The 15,771-nt window shown below is 43.8% G+C and carries 14 protein-coding genes; 12 read left to right on the top strand and 2 right to left on the bottom strand.

Annotated elements, in window-relative coordinates; translation table 11 throughout:
* Positions 1-75: 75 nt before the first annotated feature.
* Positions 76-1,698: a RagB/SusD family nutrient uptake outer membrane protein gene (locus AB5217_RS05360; protein ID WP_004305446.1), complete on the bottom strand. Its 1,623-nt coding sequence runs from the start codon at positions 1,696-1,698 to the stop codon at positions 76-78.
* Positions 1,699-1,722: 24 nt separating this feature from the next.
* Complete coding sequence (locus tag AB5217_RS05365) at positions 1,723-4,749, bottom strand: SusC/RagA family TonB-linked outer membrane protein (protein ID WP_229115769.1); 3,027 nt, start codon at positions 4,747-4,749, stop codon at positions 1,723-1,725.
* Positions 4,750-5,238: 489 nt separating this feature from the next.
* Here AB5217_RS05365 and AB5217_RS05370 point away from each other — a divergent pair, with 489 nt between their 5' ends.
* From AB5217_RS05370 to AB5217_RS05425, 12 genes are all read left to right on the top strand, one after another.
* Positions 5,239-5,670: an acyl-CoA thioesterase gene (locus tag AB5217_RS05370; protein WP_004324741.1), complete on the top strand. Its 432-nt coding sequence runs from the start codon at positions 5,239-5,241 to the stop codon at positions 5,668-5,670.
* Positions 5,671-5,877: 207 nt separating this feature from the next.
* Positions 5,878-7,401 (top strand): histidine ammonia-lyase, encoded by a 1,524-nt coding sequence (gene hutH / locus AB5217_RS05375; protein ID WP_004305448.1) that lies wholly within the window; start codon positions 5,878-5,880, stop codon positions 7,399-7,401.
* Positions 7,394-8,131: a 3-oxoacyl-ACP reductase FabG gene (fabG, locus tag AB5217_RS05380; RefSeq protein ID WP_368112687.1), complete on the top strand. Its 738-nt coding sequence runs from the start codon at positions 7,394-7,396 to the stop codon at positions 8,129-8,131. The genes hutH and fabG overlap by 8 nt, the downstream gene beginning before the upstream one ends.
* 26 nt (positions 8,132-8,157) lie before the next feature.
* On the top strand, positions 8,158-9,381 hold the full coding sequence (locus AB5217_RS05385; RefSeq protein WP_004305449.1) for a beta-ketoacyl-[acyl-carrier-protein] synthase family protein: 1,224 nt from the start codon (positions 8,158-8,160) through the stop codon (positions 9,379-9,381).
* A 21-nt stretch (positions 9,382-9,402) separates the two neighbouring features.
* Positions 9,403-9,654, top strand: coding sequence for an acyl carrier protein (locus AB5217_RS05390; protein WP_004305450.1), 252 nt, complete (start codon positions 9,403-9,405; stop codon positions 9,652-9,654).
* A 2-nt stretch (positions 9,655-9,656) separates the two neighbouring features.
* Positions 9,657-10,574 (top strand): acyltransferase, encoded by a 918-nt coding sequence (locus AB5217_RS05395; RefSeq protein ID WP_042994482.1) that lies wholly within the window; start codon positions 9,657-9,659, stop codon positions 10,572-10,574.
* 18 nt (positions 10,575-10,592) lie between these two features.
* Positions 10,593-11,663, top strand: a complete 1,071-nt coding sequence (locus AB5217_RS05400) for a class I SAM-dependent methyltransferase (protein WP_004311039.1) — start codon at positions 10,593-10,595, stop codon at positions 11,661-11,663.
* The gene (locus AB5217_RS05405; protein WP_004305453.1) at positions 11,660-12,097 is read left to right on the top strand and encodes a hypothetical protein; all 438 of its coding nucleotides are present in this window, start codon (positions 11,660-11,662) and stop codon (positions 12,095-12,097) included. Before AB5217_RS05400 ends, AB5217_RS05405 begins: the two co-directional genes overlap by 4 nt.
* A complete protein-coding gene (locus AB5217_RS05410; RefSeq protein WP_004324733.1) occupies positions 12,094-12,537 on the top strand; it encodes an acyl-CoA thioesterase in 444 nt (147 codons plus the stop codon). Before AB5217_RS05405 ends, AB5217_RS05410 begins: the two co-directional genes overlap by 4 nt.
* Entirely contained in the window at positions 12,522-14,294 is a 1,773-nt protein-coding gene (locus tag AB5217_RS05415) for a beta-ketoacyl-[acyl-carrier-protein] synthase family protein (RefSeq protein ID WP_004311041.1), read from the top strand. The genes AB5217_RS05410 and AB5217_RS05415 overlap by 16 nt, the downstream gene beginning before the upstream one ends.
* The gene (locus AB5217_RS05420) at positions 14,287-14,568 is read left to right on the top strand and encodes a phosphopantetheine-binding protein (protein ID WP_004297289.1); all 282 of its coding nucleotides are present in this window, start codon (positions 14,287-14,289) and stop codon (positions 14,566-14,568) included. Before AB5217_RS05415 ends, AB5217_RS05420 begins: the two co-directional genes overlap by 8 nt.
* Positions 14,569-14,571: 3 nt before the next feature.
* Entirely contained in the window at positions 14,572-15,762 is a 1,191-nt protein-coding gene (locus tag AB5217_RS05425; RefSeq protein WP_004297288.1) for a beta-ketoacyl-[acyl-carrier-protein] synthase family protein, read from the top strand.
* Positions 15,763-15,771: the final 9 nt, after the last annotated feature.

The raw sequence follows: 15,771 nt of genomic DNA on the forward strand, positions 1-15,771 counted from the left end.
AACGATGTAATCCATTGTGAGAATCTACATCGTTCTATAAAAAACAGATCATTCAATAAGTCATACTAAATACTGTCAGTTTTTCCAACTGTTATCCAGGTTCGGATTTAAAATCACGTCTTCATAAGGATAAGGAACATACATCTTACTGTCATCCCAAGTTCCTGTGACTGCTACAGCTTCTTTCCTGAAAACATCGTGCGCCACCTCAATAGGCTCATTTAGCTTACGGGATTCAAAATGATCCTTATAACGGTACATTCTAAACATATCCCTAGCTCTGCTGGCGATTCCTCCCCAATAGTATCCCGCCATTTCCCAGCCATGTTCATCGTAAGCCGCTTCCGCCAGTTTATCAGGAGACATATCCGTCGTATATTTATCAGTATCTTCACCATCTGCCCTGTTGCGTACCTCGTTTAGAACTTTGACCGCCTGATCATTGATCTCTCCCGCACGCCCTGTCGCTTCGGCATACCAGCAATATACTTGCGAAAGACGTAACAACTGGAATGTTTTCTCACCCGACGCATTGACTACGGTAGGATTTGTATAATCAAATTCTGTTCCACGCACCGCTCCTTCTGCAGTTTTCATAAAGACGGGGGCGACTACTTCACGAGAAGCAGGATCGGTATCATACCACCAATCATATAGTTTCCCGTCGCTAAACATGATTTTAGGGAAATACGTAGCATCTTTACGAGGGCCTTCAGGAAAGTTCTTCCAAAATTTGATTTCCCCATTCGTATCTCCCCAACCGGCCTGTTTCATATCCTGAAGGAAATCAGTTAAAGGAGCGGCCTGCCCCATCGCATCCCTGTTATAGTAGATACCTAACAGCAGCTCCGTATTCTTATTATTGTACTCCCACGAATATACCTGACTATATTCCGGTAGCAGTTTATAATAATAAGTGCCATTATCTGCACCGTCTATCACTTCTTTGGCTTTAGCGGCAGCCAGTTTATAATATTCAACTCCTTTATTAAGCGGCCACCCCGCCATACACATATAAACATAAGCCATTGTTGCTTTCACAGCTCCTTCACTTACGGCAATATTCATTCCGTTTCTGGCATAAGGTTCTTTTGTATACATTGCGGGACAACCGGTTTCGGCTATTTTCAGGTCAGACAGGATCAGTTCGTACACTTCTTCCTCTGTCTTTAAGGGAGCATTATAATCTATTTCTTCTTTCAGCATAATGGGAACTCGTCCCCAAGTCGTCACCAGATAAAAATAAGAGTAGGCTCTCCAATAATGCGCCTGTGCAATAGCCACCTTAATATCCTCTTTCGACACCTCCGGCGTACGCTCCGCATTATTAATGATAAAATTAGCGGCCTTGATAACTTTGAAACGCTGTTCCCACATACTGGACAACCACGAGTTATTGTCTTTCACATCAAACTGATCATGCTCACGGAGAGGCTGCTTATTACTTGAAGGATGAGTGGAAATATCGTCTCCCACCAAGAAGTTCGTACCACAAAGGTTATTACTAGCCTGTGAACTTGCTATCACGGAATAGAGAGCCGTCAGTGAAGCATCCAAATCTTCCTTGTTGCTGAAATAGGTATCCGAAGGCAATTGTCCTTTCGGATCTTCTTCCAGGAAATCACTACACGAAGTCCAACACAAAGCTGCCAGAAGAGCAGGCAAAACTTTCATTATAAAGGTATATGTTATTTTCATACGGTTATTGTCTTAATAGGTGGTTTAAAATCTGATTTTAGCACCGAAAGTAATCGTCCGCGGAATCGGATAAGCGCCATAGTCCAGTCCGTCATAACTGGTATACACTTCGGGATCCATTCCTTTATAGCGGGTGATCGTAAAGAGATCCTGTGCGCTGACAGACAATTGTACACTTGCAAACTTTAATACACGGCGAGGAATGCGGTACGAGAGACTGATATTCTTCAACTTAATAAAAGAAGCATCTTCAAGCCAAAAATCTGAATTGGCATAACTCTTGTTATCGGTGTTAGTGAGACTCGGATAAAGGGCGTCAGCTTTGTTAGCAACATGATCCCAGCCTTTGAAGTAGGCATCGCGCAAGGTAATAAAACGAGAGACTCCAGTCATGGATGCCGCCATAAAACGACTGATATTCAGCCGGTCATATCCTGTGGCAGCATTGAAAAAGACATTCAGCGTCCAGTTTTTCCAAGTAACAGTGTTATTCCAACCTACTGTCCATTTGGGACTTGCCTGTCCTTTCACGACCAGATCATCGGAAGTCGGATTCGTTGTCAGACTACCATCTGCTTTCTGATAAAGATTGGCGCCTTTATCATCGAATCCTTTCCACTGATAAACATAGAAAGATCCCATAGGATAACCGGGCTTCATAATCTGCAGAGGACCTCCCAAATCGCTATAGTTAGCAGTGAGTACAAAGTCATCTCCTGCGAGGTCTGCTACTTCATTCTTCACATAAGAAGCATTCAGACTGGTTTCCCATGTCACGGCGCCCTTCACAGGGAAAGTAGTGAGAGACATTTCGACTCCTGTATTGTTAAGTTTCCCCTGATTAACCCAATAGGTACCACCTCCGTTATATTTGGGTACTTGTTTCTGAAAGAGCAGATCTTTCGTTTGCTTCTTAAACCAGTCCACTGTTATATTAAAACCTCCGAGACTCAAGTCCAATCCCAAATCATATTGATAAGTCTTTTCCCACGTAATGTCAGGTGTAGCAAACTGATTCCCCCAATATCCCGTAGAAGAAGTGGAAGTTCCCCAACCGTAAGAGGCACCCGACAACATACCCAGCGTACTATAAGCAGCAATATCCTGGTTTCCTGTAACTCCGAAACTGGCACGTAACTTCAATTGGTCAAGTACATGCTGATTACTCATGAAAGATTCCTGTGCAATATCCCAAGCTATAGCTGCGGAAGGGAAATATCCCCATTTGTTGTCTCCCTGGAATTTAGAAGAACCGTCGGCTCTCAATGCGGCAGTAATGAAATAGCGTTTTTTATAATCGTAATTAGCGCGTACGATACCGGAAGCCAAAGAGAATTCCGTATAAGAATTGCTCGCATCTCTTATAGCGGCATTGCCGAGATTCCAGTACCCTACACTTTCATTGTTCAGATTAGAACCAGTTCCTTTCAGTTGCGAATCCCACGAGCGGCTTATCTCCCATACTGCCATAGCGGTGAAACTATGATCGCCAAACTGCTTTTGCCAGGTCAGGTTGTTTGTGTTTTGCCAATAATTGTGCAGCGCACTGGTATTACTCGCACTATTGATGGCACCCGGTGAATCCAGTTTCGACCTGAAAGAATAAGAAGGACTATTGTCATAATCGTAACCTCCCTGAACGGAAAGCGTCAGTCCTTTCATGATCTTAAACAGCAATGTAAGGTTCGCATTTAAATTATAGCTATAGCTGTCACTATCGTTCACTACTATTTCACCATAAGGGTTGGAGCCGACCATGTTATATGGGTCTGTATTATACACACCGGTTTCGGGGTCTTTCAGTTCCATAGTAGGCGAAAAGTTAGTGACGTGTAACCAGTTAGCCCCACCTTCATTGTGTTTGTGAAGACTGGATGCGTTTAATTTTGCAGAGATTGTCAACCACGGTTTCACTTCCGAGTCGATGTTTGCCCGAATCCCATAGCGTTTATAGTCGGACATGATCGTGATGGCTTCCTGATCAAGCACATTTCCCGAAATAAGGTATTTCACTTTTTCGTTTCCTCCGGATATGGCGAGCCGATAATCCTGGGTGATACCTGTACGAGTCAGAAGATCAGTCCAGTTGATTCCTTTCGTTCCATTTTTATAAGCCTCAAGGTCTTCGGCAGAGATAGTGGACGATCCGCGAATATCATTCAGTGCAGTTGCATATTCATAGGCGTTCAGCAGGTCATACTGTTTTCTGACAGTCGAAAGCCCGACCGATGCATCGAATGTTACCTGTGCTTTTCCCTCACTACCCTGTTTGGTGGTTATCAGAATAACGCCATTCGAACCGCGGGAACCGTAAATGGCAGTAGAGGAAGCGTCTTTCAATATTTCCATCGACTGAATATCAGAAGGGTTGATACCGTCCAAGCCACTGGAAGAAATGATACCATCAATCACATATAAAGGATCGCTGCTTTTATTAATAGAAGTAGTTCCACGAACGCGCACCTTCATACTTGCTCCGGGCATACCACTCGTAGCAGTGACTTCTACACCGGGAGTACGACCCTGGAGTATATTTTCAACCCGTTGTACTGGTTGATTTTTGTATTGTCTGTTGGATACACCGGACACAGCACCCGTAAGGTCACTCTTTTTGACAGTTCCGTATCCTACCACTACCACTTCATCCAATAACTGATTGTCTTCTTTCAACACAACACGAAGAAGAGATCTCTTTCTGACTTTCACTTCCTGCGTATGATAGCCGATGTAAGAGATCACTAAAATCGCTCCTTCCGGAGCTTCGAGAGTAAACCTACCATCCATATCACTAGTAGTTCCGGTGTCTTCACCTTTGATAATGACGGAAGCACCAATGATTGTCTCTCCCTGTTCGTCGTTAATCACTCCTTTGATTGTCTTTCCAGCATCCCCGTCGGTAGTAGTATCGCTGTTTGTCGTAACTTCTTTATTATTTTCCGGGGCTTCCTGTGCTTCTGTCTTCTGTTCTTCAAGAGGAGGAGCCACCTGCGCGAATAATCCGAAAGGCAGAAACAGCATTAAAAGAATGCATAATAGCCATTTGTTTTTCATTATTACTTCCATTATTGTTCTAAAATTAGAATAGTTATTAGGATAGATTACCATCAATATTGGGCAATTTATGTGCCAAAAGCATAACAAAAGACTGATACAACGAGACTTTCCAAGTTTAATCAAAGAGATTATATCACTCATTTTCAAATACATAAGCAATTTACAATAAAGAAAAAAAGCATTAATAACCAGATTAAGTTTCAAGTACGATCCTGTGCAAAAATTCCACAGAAATGTGGACATATTCCACAAGATAATAAGTTAAGAATAATCCGTATTTAAAAGTTTCTTTCCATCCTTCTGATTGTTTCCACATATCAGAAGTCAGAATAAACGTTCCAAAACTCCAGTTTAAACGATTATTAACTAATTTCTCCCCCGTCTCCGAGAACAGAATCATCAGAAATATCTATCTTTGCCCCAATTTCAAGCAAGAAAGCAAAAGTGCTATTTTTGTGTCGAATTTAAAACGTTTAAGAGAAAACAATGGAAGAAATCGTATTTCATCACACATTACCTATCCAATTGCGATTCAATGATGTAGACAAATTTGGTCACGTCAACAACACGGTTTACTTCTCCTTTTACGACTTGGGAAAGACTGAATACTTCGGTTCAGTATGCCCGGGAGTAGATTGGGAAAAGATTGGCATTGTCGTTGTTCATATTGAAGCGAATTTCGTTAAGCAAATTTTCGCATCCGACCACATCGCTGTACAAACCGCCGTCTCTAAGATAGGTACCAAAAGCTTTCATCTGGTTCAACAAGTCATTGACACGAAAACCAATGAAGTGAAATGCGTTTGCAAATCCATCATGGTTACTTTCGATCTTGAAAGACATGAGTCCATGCCACTGACCAAAGAATGGATAGAAGCGATCTGCAAGTATGAAGGACGGGATTTGCAAAAAGCATAGATTGATTCCCCCCCACCGATGAAGACACCCTCCGGCACCAATGAAAGCATCGAGCGGTACCGGGGAACAAATCTCCCACGAATAAGAAACAAAACAAGCAAAACCAATTCCTTAGAAAAAGTTTTATCCTGATTCATGTCCGCTATATAACAGAAATTGCCTATTTTTGCACCTTATTATTAAGGCATAAAATATCTAGTACAGAAAATGATAGCTGACAAAAGTATAAATTTAGATACCCTTCATAAAGTATTGTTTGATAATGAGAAGCTGGAACTCTCTGAAGAATGTATTCGAAAAGTAGAGGAAAGCTTCGATTTTCTGCAATCCTTTTCCAGCGATAAGATTATTTATGGTATCAATACGGGGTTCGGCCCAATGGCACAATACAGAATAGAAGATCAGTCATTGATCGACCTTCAGTATAATATCATCCGAAGCCATTCCACCGGTGCCGGCAAACCGCTTCCCGAACTTTATGTAAAAGCAGCTATGATTGCCCGTTTGTACACTTTTCTACAAGGGAAGTCAGGAGTGCATCTGGAACTGGTTTCTCTCCTCTGTGAATTTATCAACCGCGGAATTTATCCGTTCATACCCGAACACGGAAGTGTAGGTGCCAGCGGCGATCTCGTACAACTGGCCCATATCGCCCTGACGTTAATAGGGGAAGGGGAAGTTTTTTATCAGGGTAAATTGTGTAACGCAGCTACGGTGCTTCAGGAAAACGGCCTGAAACCTTTTTCCATGCGTATTCGTGAAGGTTTATCCGTTACAAACGGTACTTCTGTAATGACAGGCATCGGTATTGTCAATCTGATTTATGCAAAAAAACTACTCCGTTGGTCGGTGGCTGCCTCTGTAATGATGAATGAGATTGCCGCCTCTTATGATGATTTTATGGCACAGTCATTAAACGAGGCCAAGCATCATAAAGGTCAACAAGAGATAGCTGCTATGATGAGAGAATGGGTGGCAGGCAGTAAATGCGTGCTTCAAAGAGAGAACGAGCTATACAACCAGGTGCATAAAGAGAAAATCTTCGAACACAAAGTACAGCCCTATTATTCCTTGCGATGTGTTCCGCAAATACTCGGTCCTATTTACGATGAACTGGAGAATGCGGAAGAAGTATTAATAAACGAAATAAATTCCGCCTGTGACAATCCGATTGTCGATCCGGATACACAAAATATTTATCATGGCGGCAACTTCCACGGAGATTACATTTCTTTCGAAATGGACAAGTTGAAAATTGCCGTGACCAAGCTGACTATGCTTTGCGAAAGACAGATTAACTATCTGTTCCACGACCGTATCAATGGCATCCTGCCTCCGTTTGTAAATTTGGGAGTGCTTGGATTGAACTATGGTTTACAGGCTTCACAATTCACTGCAACCTCCACCACAGCGGAATGTCAGACATTATCAAATCCGATGTATGTACACAGTATCCCCAACAACAATGATAATCAGGATATTGTCAGCATGGGAACCAACTCGGCTCTATTAGCAAAAACAGTCATTGAGAATTCTTATCAGGTGATGGCTATCCAGTTTATGGGAATGGCACAAGCTATCGACTACCTGAAAATACAGGATCGCCTAAGTTCCAAAAGCAGGCAGGTTTATGAAGAAATACGCAGTTTCTTCCCTGTATTTACCAATGACACACCTAAATATAAAGAGATAGAAATGATGATAGACTATCTCAAAAAAGAAGATAAATAAAACGAAATATGCATTAGTAACCGGAGGAAGCCGAGGTATCGGCCGTGCTGTCAGTTGTAAACTGGCGGAAATGGGCTACTTTATACTGATAAATTATCAGAATAATGACGCAGAAGCGGAGAAAACGTTGCAGTTAGTACAGGAAAAAGGAAGTAATGGCGAGTTGATGAAGTTCGATGTGACCGACCCTGCCGCTATCACCCTTGCTTTGGGCAACTGGGCTTCCCAACACCCTGACGAATATATCGAGGTACTGATAAACAATGCAGGTATCCGCAAAGACAACCTGATGCTCTGGATGACAGGAGAAGAATGGAGCAAAGTGCTCGATATCAGCCTGAACGGATTCTTCAACGTGACACAGCCTTTATTGAAGAATATGCTGGTCAAACGTTATGGACGTATCGTAAATATCGTGTCATTGTCGGGCATTCAGGGAATGCCCGGCCAAGCCAATTACTCCGCAGCCAAAGGTGGCGTAATAGCTGCTACCAAAGCACTGGCACAGGAAGTTGCCAAGAAGAAAGTAACAGTCAATGCAGTAGCTCCGGGATTCATCCGTACGGATATGACGGAAGGAATTGATGAGAACGAATGGAAGAAACATATTCCCGCGGGACGTTTCGGCACTCCGGAAGAGGTTGCCGACCTGGTCGGTTTCCTGGCATCTCCAGCCTCATCCTACATCACAGGAGAAGTGATTTCCATCAACGGAGGACTATATACTTAAAATAAAAGCATAGAATAGACAAAATAATGAAAAGAGTTGTTATCACGGGAATGGGGATTTACTCTTGCATCGGCAAGAATCTGGATGAAGTAAAAGACTCACTATATAATGGGAAATCGGGAATTGGCATAGACCCAGTACGGAAAGAATTGGGTTATTTTTCTGCATTAACGGGGATATTGGAACGTCCCGACTTGAAGAAGTTGTTGGACCGCCGTAAACGTCTCTGTCTACCGGAGCAGGGAGAATATGCTTATCTCGCTACATTAGAAGCTTTCCGTAATGCCGGTATTAATGAGGATTTTCTCGAAGCCAATGAAGTGGGTATTTTGTATGGCAATGATAGTAGTGCCGCTCCTGTTATTAATGCAGTGGACATCATTCGTGAAAAGAAAAACACTGCACTGGTAGGTTCCGGTTCTATTTTCCAGTCGATGAATTCCACCGTGACAATGAACCTGTCAGTTATTTTCAAACTAAGAGGGGTCAACTTCACCATTGCCGGAGCCTGTGCAAGCGGTTCTCACGCTATTGGTATGGGTTACCTGCTTATAAAATCGGGATTACAGGATTGTATTCTTTGCGGTGGCGCACAAGAAGTCAATCCTTATGCAGTAGGAAGTTTCGACGGACTAAGCGCATTTTCCACCCAGGAAGCAGCCCCCGAGAAAGCCTCGAAACCTTTTGATAAACGACGTGACGGACTGATTCCGAGTGGAGGAGCCGCCAGTCTGGTATTAGAGAGTTATGAATCGGCTGTAAAAAGAGGAGCTCCCATTTTGGCCGAAGTCATCGGTTACGGTTTTTCATCCAATGGAGATCACATCTCCGTGCCTAATGTGGACGGTCCGAAACGTTCTCTTCAAATGGCTATCAAAGATGCAGGGATTGCACTCGAACAGATCAATTATATCAATGCACACGCCACTTCAACTCCGGTAGGTGACTTGAACGAAGCGAAAGCCATTGCGGAAGTATTTGAAGGGCATCACCCGTATGTGACCTCCACAAAGTCTATGACAGGACATGAAATGTGGATGGCCGGTGCCAGTGAAGTGATCTATTCCACCCTCATGATGAACAACGGTTTCATCGCTCCCAACCTCAATTTCGAGGAACCGGACGAGGCCTCTGCACAATTAAATATACCTACCCAACGGGTAAACCTGGAATTTGATACGTTCCTTTCCAACTCATTCGGATTCGGAGGAACCAATTCCACGCTAATCATACGTAAAATCAATCCATAATTTACTAAAGAAATCAGATATATGACAAATGAAGAAATCATCGAGAAGATAAGAACCACTCTGGCAGAAGAGTTTGAAGTAGACATCGACGTCATCCAGCCGGATGCACCGTTAATGGAAACTCTTGAACTGGACAGCCTGGACTTGGTCGATATGGTGGTACTGGTAGAAAAGAACTTCGGCTTCAACGTAACCGGACAAGATTTTGCGGGTATCAAAACCTTCCAGGACTTCTACGATCTCGTTATCACCCGTATGCAGGAAGCCAAGTAAATATGTCGACGTGGAAAGGCAAAACCCGGGGAGGAACATTCGGATACTTATTCTTTATTTACCTGATTAAGTATCTGGGCATTACTGCCACTTATATATTTCTAAGTCTGGTAGTATTGTACTTCGTACCGTTTGCTCCGAAAGCCACTAAAAGCACCTGGTTTTATGCCCGCCACATCCTGAAATACAACCGAATACGCTCTTTGGTTATGTTGCTGCGCAACTATTACCGATTAGGGCAAATCCTGATTGACAAGGTAGCCATTGGCAACGGAAAAGTCAGTCAATATCGGTTCGAATTCGAACAGTATCCGGAGTTTCTGCAATTACTGAACAGTGAACAGGGAGTGATTATGATTGGCGCCCATGTGGGAAACTGGGAAATAGGCGTTCCTTTCTTCGACGATTATGGAAAGAAAATCAATATCGTGATGTATGATGCCGAACATCGTAGAATCAAAGAGATATTGGAGAAAAATGGTCAGGATAAGGATTTTAAGATTATCCCCGTCAACGAAGATAACCTGACACACGTTTTCCGTATTACCGAGGCGTTAAACAAGAAAGAGTATGTATGCTTCCAGGGCGACCGTTATCTGAATAAAGAGAAACTGCTGACAGGAACACTCCTGGGACAGAAAGCTCCTTTCCCTGCCGGCCCTTTCCTGCTTGGTTCGCGAATGAAAGTTCCAGTGGTATTCTACTTTGCCATGAGAGAGCCGGGCAGAACCTACCGTTTTCATTTTATAAGGACGGAACCAGTCATACGAACCAAAGAAAAGAAAGCAGAGATCGCTCTGCTCGAACAATATACGGCCGCTTTGGACCAAATACTGAAACGCTATCCGGAACAATGGTTCAACTATTACTCATTCTGGAAAACCACGAGTGACGGTTCGCCCTCCAAAGGATTGAAATAAAGATATAACAAAATAAAGATGCAACAGAATCAATATGATAAGGAACCGTTGACCGCGGTAGAGGCACAACGCTTGGCACAAGAAATAGCTTTCGGGCCCATCGTGTTTCAGGTATCACGCCTTATGCTCAAATTCGGTATTTTCCAGTTACTAGCCGACGAACGTGCAGGCATGACACAAGAAGAAATCAGCAAGGCTTGTGGCCTGTCTTCTTATGCAACACAAGTTTTGCTGGAAGCCTCATTAACGATCGGTACCGTATTGCGGCACGAAAACCTTTACCGCCTTGCCAAAGCCGGATGGTTCCTGCTCAACGACAGGATGGTACGTGTCAATATGGATTTCAACCACGATGTCAACTATCTGGGAATGTTCCATCTCGAAGAGGCTCTCACCAACGGACGTCCCGGAGGGCTGAAAGTATTCGGCGAATGGAGCACTATCTATGAAGGGCTGTCAAGCTTGCCCTCACAGGTACAAAAGAGCTGGTTCGGTTTCGATCATTATTACTCGGATTGCTCGTTTGACGAAGCTTTGGCAATTGTTTTCGCCCGTCATCCCAAGACTTTACTGGATGTGGGAGGTAATACCGGTCGATGGGCGACCAAATGCGTAAGCTATGACGATGCAGTGGAAGTAACTATTATGGACCTTCCGCAACAATTGGAGATGATGCGTCAACAAACTAAAGACCTACCCGGAGCAATGCGTATTCACGGGTATGGCGCCAATCTGCTCGATCCCGAAGTACCTTTCCCGACAGGGTTCGATGCTATCTGGATGAGCCAGTTCCTTGATTGTTTCTCGGAAGAAGAAGTAACCAGCATACTGACCCGTGCAGCCCGTTCTATGAGTGGGGAGAGTCGCCTCTATATCATGGAAACTTTCTGGAACCGGCAAAAGTTTGACACAGCCGCTTATTGCCTGACACAAATCAGTCTTTATTTCACAGCCATGGCAAATGGTAACAGCAAAATGTATCATTCGGATGATATGGAACGGTGCATCAAAGCAGCGGGATTGGAAGTTGAAAAGATAGATGACCATTTAGGAATGGGACACAGCATTGTACAATGCAGATTGAAATGAACAACAGGGAAGTTATCATACAAGGAGAAGGAATACTCAATTTGATTCCACAGCGTCCGCCCATCGTGATGGTGGACAGTTTCTTTGGTATCGAAAAGAATCATTCTTATTCCGGACTGACTGTTACTGCTGATAATATTTTCTACGAAACCGGAAAACTGCAAGAGGCAGGAATTATTGAACACATCGCTCAATCAGCAGCAGCACGTATCGGATTTCTTTATACCCGGCAGGGTGAAAAAGTACCGTTAGGGTTTATCGGCTCGGTAGACAAACTTAAAATCTACGATTTGCCAAAGAACGGGATGAAACTATTTACGGAGATTACCGTTGTACAGGAGGTATTCGACATTACATTGATTTCTGCACAAGTGAAAGTGGAAGACAAGCTGATAGCTGAATGCAGGATGAAAATATTTATAAAAAAAGAATGAAACGGAAAACGAATCAACAGGTTGCAGCTTTGACTAACCGGACTACCTTCAGAGTGCGGTTCAGCGAAATAGACTCCATGCAGATTGTATGGCATGGTGAGTATGTGCGCTATTTTGAAGATGGAAGAGAAGCTTTTGGCAAACAGTATGGTTTGGATTATATGAGTATTTACCGGGAGGGATACATGGTTCCTATCGTGGATTTAACCTGTCAGTTCAAACAATCACTATCTTTTGGTGAAGAAGCGATTGTCGAAACGCGCTATATTGCCTGTGAAGCAGCCAAGATAAAATTTGAATACATTATCTACCGGGCTACCGACCAGAGTATAGTAGCCACCGGAAGCACCATACAAGTGTTCCTGAACCTGAATAAAGAATTGGAGCTTATGAATCCTCCGTTTTATCTGGAATGGAAAAAGAAATGGAATATCCTTTAAATATATACATCACAGCCCATACGCTGATTAGTTCGTTAGGTTTCGGCATCCCGGAAAACCTGGAGGCCATCCATAACTACCGAAGCGGAATCCGTATGCAAGAAGCCGGCCTAATTTCCGATCATCCCCTATTGGCGGGAATGATTGATTCTGTGGAATTGGAAAAACGGGCGAAGCTGATGCAGATTACGGATTATACCCGAATGGAGCAATTATTCATACTGGCTATCCAAGAGGTTATTTCTCAATCGGGAGCCGACTTGCGGGAGCCGGATTGTACCTTGTTATTATCTACCACTAAAGGAAATATAGATTTATTGAGTGAATTACCTGCTGACAGTCCGGTTTTTCTTTGGAAAATGGCGGAACGAATCGGAGATTTCTTTGGAGCGACAAATCAGGTAGAGGTCATCTCCAATGCCTGTATATCAGGAGTCTCGGCACTAATCGTCGCTAAGAGATGGATAGAATCAGGACGTTACAAACGAGTGATTGTGGCAGGTGGGGATATTCTTTCTCATTTCATTACCAGCGGCTTTCTATCGTTTCGATCTGTCAGCGCACACCTTTGCCGACCATACGATATACAACGGGATGGATTAAGTCTGGGCGAAGCCTGTGGAGCTGTTCTTTTAGAAACTCAAGGAAACGCGAATCATATTATTCTCTCCGGAGGAGCAATCAGCAATGACGCCAACCATATATCCGGTCCTTCCCGAACAGGGGACGGTTTAGCTCTAGCCATTAATCAGGCAATGGAAGAAGCCGGAGCACTCCCCGAAGACATTAGCTTTATCAATGCACACGGAACAGCTACGGTTTACAATGATGAAATGGAATCCAAAGCCATACATCTGGCGGGATTAGCTGCAGTTCCGGTGAATAGCCTCAAGCCCTATTTCGGTCATACATTAGGAGCTTCGGGCATTATCGAAACCATACTTTGCATAGAGCAACTAAAAGAAGGAAGATACTACGGAACTTTAGGGTATGAAACACTCGGTGTTCCCATGCCTATCACTGTCTATACCACTCATCAGCCGATGCCGATGAAATGCTGCATCAAAACCGCTTCCGGTTTCGGAGGCTGTAATGCCGCACTGGTATTATCCCTCCCCGATGCTCACCTGAAACAGAAAGTAAACTTGCAGGCAACCGACAAAGCGAGTGCTCCGTCAGTTTGCAAAGCAGTGGTGGAATCGGGCAACATGGTCACAATCAGGCCAGGAGCAGTAGAAAGTAAAGGAACAACTGTATTCAGCTCTTCGGAAACTGACTTTGCACCGTTCATCCGGGAAGCATACAAGCATCTGGGAGAAAACAATATGAAGTTCTATAAGATGGACAACCTCTGTAAGCTGGGATATGTAGCTGCCGAATATTTACTGAAAAATACACACCACCGTCCGGAAGAGATTGGAATCATTCTTGCCAATGCTTCTTCCTCTCTGGATACGGACTGCAAACATCAGGCAATCATCAGTAAAGAAGGGGACAAAGCAGCCAGTCCTGCCGTGTTTGTCTACACTCTCCCCAATGTAGTATTGGGAGAAATCTGTATCCGGCACAAGATTCAGGGAGAGAATACATTCTTTGTCCGTCGGCAATCCGATGCTGCCTCATTAGAGGATTATGCAAGGATTGTGATGGCAAAAGGTAAGTTACGCACCTGTATCATAGGCTGGTGCGAACTACTGGACGGACATTATCAAGCAGAATTTAAACAACTTAATAATATATCAACGATTTATGGATAATTTAGATCAAACCAAAAGAGAACTGATGGACGAAGTGAAAGGGAAACTAATCGAAGAGTTGAACCTTGAAGAAATCACTCCGGAAGATATTGACAATGAAGCCCCTCTGTTTGGCGACGAAGGTCTTGGCCTCGACTCCATTGACGCACTCGAAATCATCCTGATTCTGGAACGCGAATACGGTATAAAGATAGAGAACCCCAGTGAAGGAAAACAAATCTTCTACTCGGTACGTACACTGGCAGACTACATCATTGCTAATCGCAAAGCTTAACCGATGAAGATATACGTCACCGGATTGGGAGTTGTTTCGGGCATCGGTATCGGAGTTTCCGAAAATATAGAAGCGTTGAGACAAAGAAAGCATGGCATCGGAAAAGTAACTCTTTTTCCGACTGCTCTCGATGTGCCCGTATCCGAAGTGAAACGTAGCAATGAGGAACTAAAGCAACTGATCTCTTTACCTCCGCAACGCACTGTATCACGTACGGCCTTGTTGGGAATGATAGCAGCCAAAGAAGCAATGAAAGATGCGGGACTCACACCACCATTACGTATCGGTTTTATTTCCGCCACTTCCGTTGGCGGCATGGATTTGAGCGAGCACTTCTATGAATCTTTCAAGAAAAACCCGGGACAGGGACGGTTACGGGAAGTAATTTCACACGACTGCGGAGCCAGTACAGAATTGATTGCTTCGTATTTGGGTATCAATGATTTTATAACCACCATCAGTACAGCCTGCTCGTCAGCAGCCAATGCCATCATGCTGGGAGCAAGAATGATTAAACACGGGCTACTGGATGCTGCTATCGTGGGAGGTACGGATGCACTTTGCCGGTTTACGCTCAATGGATTCAACTCCCTGATGATTTTGGACAAAACACATTGCCGTCCCTTTGACCGCTCACGTACCGGATTAAATCTGGGAGAAGGTGCCGGTTACTTAGTGCTTCAATCGGAAAGTTCACTCCAAAGAACTCCTTATTGCGAACTTAGCGGTTACGCCAATACGAATGAGGCTTATCATCAAACAGGAAGTTCTCCTGAAGGGGACGGTGCCTTTCTGTCAATGAGTGAAGCTATCGCTTCCAGTGGTATTTCCCTTGAAGAAATCGATTATATCAATGTACATGGAACAGGTACTCCCGGCAATGATGCGTCAGAAGGCATGGCGCTCCGAAGAATCTTTGGAGAACACGTTCCGCCATTTAGTTCGGTAAAAGCTTTTATCGGACATACCTTAGGAGCTTCCGAAGGAATTGAAGCTGTTTACTCCGTTCTTTCAATAGATAAAGGGCTGATTTATCCCAACCTGAACTTTACGGATGCGATGCCGGAAACAGGACTGATACCGGAAACCTCTTTTCAAGAAGGAATCCCCATCCGACATGTGTTATCCAACTCTTTCGGTTTCGGAGGAAACGATTCATCGCTCCTCTTTTCCGCAACGAATTTTCCAGCATAAACGCACCTT

Origin of the sequence: Bacteroides sp. MSSM.1001136sp1_RTP21357st2_D2_RTP21359_211015 (genome assembly GCF_040913205.1) — a bacterium.
In the GTDB taxonomy this organism is placed as follows: domain Bacteria; phylum Bacteroidota; class Bacteroidia; order Bacteroidales; family Bacteroidaceae; genus Bacteroides; species Bacteroides ovatus.